Source organism: Bacillus marinisedimentorum, assembly GCF_001644195.2.
GTDB classification, from domain to species: domain Bacteria; phylum Bacillota; class Bacilli; order Bacillales; family Bacillaceae_O; genus Bacillus_BL; species Bacillus_BL marinisedimentorum.
This window is the reverse complement of record NZ_LWBL02000086.1, coordinates 1-4,948: the sequence shown is the minus strand read 5'-3', so window position 1 is coordinate 4,948 and position 4,948 is coordinate 1. Positions and strand designations below refer to the sequence as shown.

5 protein-coding genes are annotated in these 4,948 nt (G+C 46.0%); 1 reads left to right on the top strand and 4 read right to left on the bottom strand.

What is annotated here, in order from left to right:
* Positions 1 to 109 precede the first annotated feature (109 nt).
* The 4 genes from A4U59_RS20585 to A4U59_RS20570 all read right to left on the bottom strand — a co-directional run bounded on the left by A4U59_RS20585 (position 110) and on the right by A4U59_RS20570 (position 4,135).
* Positions 110 to 1,069 (bottom strand): thymidylate synthase, encoded by a 960-nt coding sequence (locus A4U59_RS20585; RefSeq protein WP_083270969.1) that lies wholly within the window; start codon positions 1,067 to 1,069, stop codon positions 110 to 112.
* Between the two features lie 109 nt (positions 1,070 to 1,178).
* Positions 1,179 to 1,385, bottom strand: a complete 207-nt coding sequence (gene copZ / locus A4U59_RS20580) for a copper chaperone CopZ (protein ID WP_066175732.1) — start codon at positions 1,383 to 1,385, stop codon at positions 1,179 to 1,181.
* A gap of 29 nt (positions 1,386 to 1,414) precedes the next feature.
* Positions 1,415 to 3,811 (bottom strand): heavy metal translocating P-type ATPase, encoded by a 2,397-nt coding sequence (locus A4U59_RS20575; RefSeq protein WP_083270968.1) that lies wholly within the window; start codon positions 3,809 to 3,811, stop codon positions 1,415 to 1,417.
* An 18-nt stretch (positions 3,812 to 3,829) separates the two neighbouring features.
* Positions 3,830 to 4,135 carry a metal-sensing transcriptional repressor gene (locus tag A4U59_RS20570; protein ID WP_425388935.1) on the bottom strand — a complete coding sequence of 102 codons (306 nt, stop codon included), beginning with the start codon at positions 4,133 to 4,135 and terminating at the stop codon, positions 3,830 to 3,832.
* A 256-nt stretch (positions 4,136 to 4,391) separates the two neighbouring features.
* Between A4U59_RS20570 and A4U59_RS20565 the strand changes: the two genes are divergently transcribed.
* The gene (locus tag A4U59_RS20565; RefSeq protein ID WP_066175724.1) at positions 4,392 to 4,796 is read left to right on the top strand and encodes a YuzC family spore coat inner layer protein; all 405 of its coding nucleotides are present in this window, start codon (positions 4,392 to 4,394) and stop codon (positions 4,794 to 4,796) included.
* Positions 4,797 to 4,948 lie beyond the last annotated feature (152 nt).

Below are 4,948 nucleotides of genomic sequence, written 5' to 3'. Positions count from 1 at the left end.
GGATTTCTTTCAATCCTCACAGAACGAAAGAAATGAAGGTTTTTCAAGGGGTGTTTCACTGATGCCTTGTCTTGAATTTCTAATGCCATTTCACAGCAGAGGCTTTCAATTATACTGCCACAGGTGCTTTGATACCCGGATGAGGGTCGTAACCTTCAATTCGGATATCTTCCATTTCAACGTCAAATACAGAACGTACGTCTTCTCTTATTCTGAGTTCCGGAAACGGCTTCGGCTCACGGGCAAGCTGTTTCTTGACCTGCTCTATATGATTTATATATATGTGAGCGTCACCGATCGTATGGACAAACTCGCCAGGCTCCAGGCCGCATTCATGTGCAATCAGTTCGGTGAGCAGGGCGTAACTGGCGATATTAAAAGGAATGCCTAGAAACAAATCCCCTGAGCGCTGATACAGCTGGCAGCTCAACTTTCCATCAGCCACATAAAATTGGAAAAGGCTATGGCACGGCGGCAGTGCCATTGTTTCGATATCAGCCGGGTTGTAACCGACTACCAGATGTCTGCGACTGTCCGGATTTTGTTTGATCTGTTCGATGACATCCTTCAGCTGGTCAATCGTTTCGCCGCGGACGGTTTCCCAGGCCCGCCACTGTTTTCCATACACAGGCCCCAGCTCTCCATATGTTTTCGCAAAATCATCGTCTGTGAGAATGCGCTCTTTGAACGCGTCCATTTCCTGTACATATATCGCGTTAAATTCTTCATCTTCAAGGCTTCGCCGGCCAAAATCCGTCATATCCGGACCGCGGTATTCATCACTTTCCACCCAATTTTTAAAAGCCCATTCATTCCAGATGTTGTTGCTGTTCTCAAGCAAATAACGGATATTCGTATCTCCCTTTATGAACCACAGCAATTCACTCGCAATCAGGCGAAACGGAATCCGTTTTGTCGTAAGGAGCGGGAACCCTTCATTCAAGTCAAAGCGCATTTGATAGCCAAAGACTGAAACCGTTCCGGTCCCAGTCCGGTCTCCTTTTTCGGTGCCGTGATCCAGCACGTGCTGCAGCATTTCCAGGTAAGCGTACTCCCCGTGTTTCGTCAACCTCACCACTCCCACTTTATATGTATTATCCCTATCATATCAAATTATGACAGAAACCGATAATAGAAAACGGGCGGAAAGATTGTATCTTTCCGCCCGTTTGGCAGCATTACGCTACATCGTAACCCTGGTCTTCAATTGCTTCTTTCATTTGTGCGTCTGTCACTTTTCCGTCTTCAAACTGGACATCTACTTTCCCTGTATCCAGTGATACTTCAACGCTTGCGATTCCATCAATTTCAAGGAGTGCGTTTTTGACTGCCTTTTCACAATGTCCGCACGTCATTCCTTTAACATCTAATGTTTTTGTTGTCATTTGACGTCATCCTCTCTTTAATAAAAGTTTTATATCTTCACTCTCTTCAATCGAAGTGAGTTAGACACTACTGAAACAGAACTGAATGCCATGGCTGCACCTGCTACCCATGGGGCAAGTAAGCCGAGGGCTGCGATAGGGATGCCTGCAGAATTGTAGGCAAGTGCCCAGAACAGATTTTGTTTGATATTTTTCATCGTCTTGCGGCTCAGCTTGACCGCTTTGGCCAGCAGCATCAAATCACCGCCAAGAATCGTGACATCTGCTGTTTCGATCGCCACATCAGTTCCTGTGCCAATCGCGATGCCGATATCTGCGGTCGCCAGTGCCGGGGCGTCATTGATTCCGTCACCGACCATGGCCACTTTTTTGCCTTCGCCTTGCAGGCGCTTGACCATATCCGCTTTATCTTCAGGCAGGACTTCTGCGAGCACCTGATCTTCACTGATTCCGACTTCTGAAGCAATTGCAAGCGCTGTCCGCCTGTTATCACCAGTTAGCATATAGACGGCAATGTCAAGATCATGAAGCTGTTTGATCGCTTCGGCTGCATGGTCTTTCACCGTATCGGCGACAGCCACTATACCTTTCAGGCTCCCATTGACTGCGATCAACATGGCGGTTTTACCGTCTTGTTCATATGCTGCCATGTTTCCTTCGACTTTATCTATGGAGATGCTGTTTTCATTCATCATCTTCCTTGTTCCTACATAGACTGTTTTCCCGTCTACCACAGCTTTAATCCCGTGTCCGGGAATCGCCTCAAAGCTTTCAGCCTCCTTCAGCTGGGTTCCATTTTCTTTGGCATATTCCACAATGGCTTCGGCCAGCGGGTGTTCGGATGCCCTTTCAGCGGCATATAGGTAAGCGAGCGTCTCTTCGTCAGCGGTATAATCAGTCACAACCGGCTTCCCGTTTGTGATGGTGCCGGTTTTATCAAGAATGATCGCATTGATGCTTTGTGCGGATTCAAGATGTTCACCGCCTTTAAAAAGAATTCCCTGTTCCGCTCCCTTGCCTGTTCCGACCATAATGGAAGTCGGGGTGGCAAGTCCGAGAGCGCATGGGCAGGCGATAACCAGAACTGCGATTGCCACTTCAAGAGCTGTCGGCAGATCACCCGGCGACACAATGAAGTACCACACAAGAAATGTGCCGATTGCAATGGCAACGACAATCGGGACAAAAATGCCTGAAATGACGTCAGCCATGCGCTGAATCGGAGCTTTTGAACCCTGGGCTTCCTCGACGATTCGAATTATTCCCGCTAAAGCCGTATCTTTTCCGACCTTGGTCGCTTCCATTTGCAATGTTCCATTTTTATTGATGGTGGCGCCGATCATCTGGTCGCCCTCACCCTTATTGACCGGAATGGATTCACCGGTAATCATTGATTCATCAACTGCCGACCGGCCCGATTTCACAACACCGTCTACCGGAATTTTATCACCCGGTTTCACGAGAAGTATATCACCCAGGACAACCTGATCAACCGGAATCTTCAGCTCTTCTCCATCTCTCAAGACAGTAGCTTCCTTGGCCTGAAGATTCAGCAGATTCGAAATAGCTGCGGTTGTACGTCCTTTTGCAAGAGCCTCAAAGAGCTTGCCTACAAGTATCAACGTAATCAAAACTGCACTTGTTTCAAAATATAAATGCGCTTCATAATCAGGATTGACCGTCCACCGTATCCCTTCAACAACGCTGTAGAAGTACGCTGCCGACGTTCCCAGTGCGACAAGGACATCCATATTCGCACTCTTGTTGCGCAGAGCATTATACGCGCCTTTATAAAACTGCCAGCCGATGTAAAATTGGACCGGAGTTGCTAGTGCAAACTGGAACCATGGATTCATTAAAATCCCAGGAACCGGTATACCGAGGTCCCACGGGAAATGGGCAATCATCGTATACAATAACGGAAGCGACAAAAGCGCAGAAATAAGAAGCTTCACTTTCTTGGCATGAATTTCTTCCTCTTTATGACTTTGTTTATCCTCGCGCTCTTCCTTCACCTTTGCTTCATAGCCGAGATTGGAGACTTTATCCATGATATGCTCAAGGGAAACAAGTCCCGGCTGGTATTCAATCGTTGCTGATTCAGTTGCAAGGTTGACGGTTGCCCCTTTAATCCCTTCCATTTTCCCGACAACCTTTTCAATCCTCGAGGAGCAGGCAGCACATGTCATTCCGTAAATATCCAATTCCACTTTCTCAGGCTGCACACCGTAGCCGAGTTTATTTATTTTCTCAATGATATCAGTGGGATTGACACTTGAACCATCATACTCGACCGTGGCATTTTCCATTGCCAGGTTAACATTGGCATTTACCCCGTCCATTTTATTCAACACTTTCTCGATTCTGGACGAACAGGCGGCACATGTCATTCCGCTGATATCAAGTTTCATCTTTTGTTGTTCCATAACCATCACCTGCACAAATTAAGATTTCGTAAACTGTTTTGTGACCTTCATCAATTCATCGATCGCTTCATCACCATTACCTGACTGGACAGCGTTAGTCACACAATGGCGAGTATGGCGTTCAAGGAGCTGAAAGCCGACTTTTTTAAGAGCAGCATCAATTGCTGAAATTTGAACCAATATATCTACACAATAACGGTCGTTTTCAATCATTTTTTGAATGCCGCGCACCTGACCTTCAACTCTCTTAAGACGGTTGACAAGCATTTCCTTTTCTTCAGCCGAGTGAGGCTTCACCGGTTTTTTATCCGGCTGCATTTCAATATTGATTGTTTCATCCGTCATCTCTTATCACCTCTGCACACTACTATACCCCCGGTAGGGTATATTGTCAAATGTATTCTTCGTTTTTTCACAAATTCATCACATTTAAAGTCTTTTTTAAATATTAATCCTATCATCCATACCCCCTACCAGGTATCTAAACACTTAAAACAACAGCAACTTCACAAGAAATGCAGCACAAAAGAGCCGTTCTCCATATACTGCAGTATCGACTCTTAAAAAAAGGAGGCTTGCCATGAAGTATCCTGCTGCTATGTATCCTGTCTGTCCACGTCCCTTCCCATGTCGCCAGACGATATACAGTCCATATCCGGTTTTCTACGGCGGAGTACCTGCCAGGCAGCAATATCCCGATGTTGACCCGGAACTGTTCAGCGAGTCCGCCCAGGCATTCCAGGTCCTTATGAAGGATGCCGGCAAAATTTTAGACAAACTTGCTGAATCAAAAATGTTTGCCCATGATGTAATGGCAGCTGCACAGGAAGACAAAAAACAAAAAGTTGAGCAATTGATCCAATCCACCGGTGTCATGTCCAAAGTCGTTGTCACTTATAATCCCGACAGCATACATCTGCAATTCCACTCACGGGTACATGGTACCGAGTGCTGCGCTTTGACTATGGTATTAAGATGGCGGTAATGACAATGCGAAGTAAATAGGTGCTTTTTTAGTGAGAAAATCAAGTTCTGCGAAAGTTATCTGTTTTTCTATAAAGCAAAACCGAATTTGTCTTTTTATGAAAATGAACAGCCAGGGGTTGGCTGTTCGGGACAAAACCTTTGAGTGGTTAT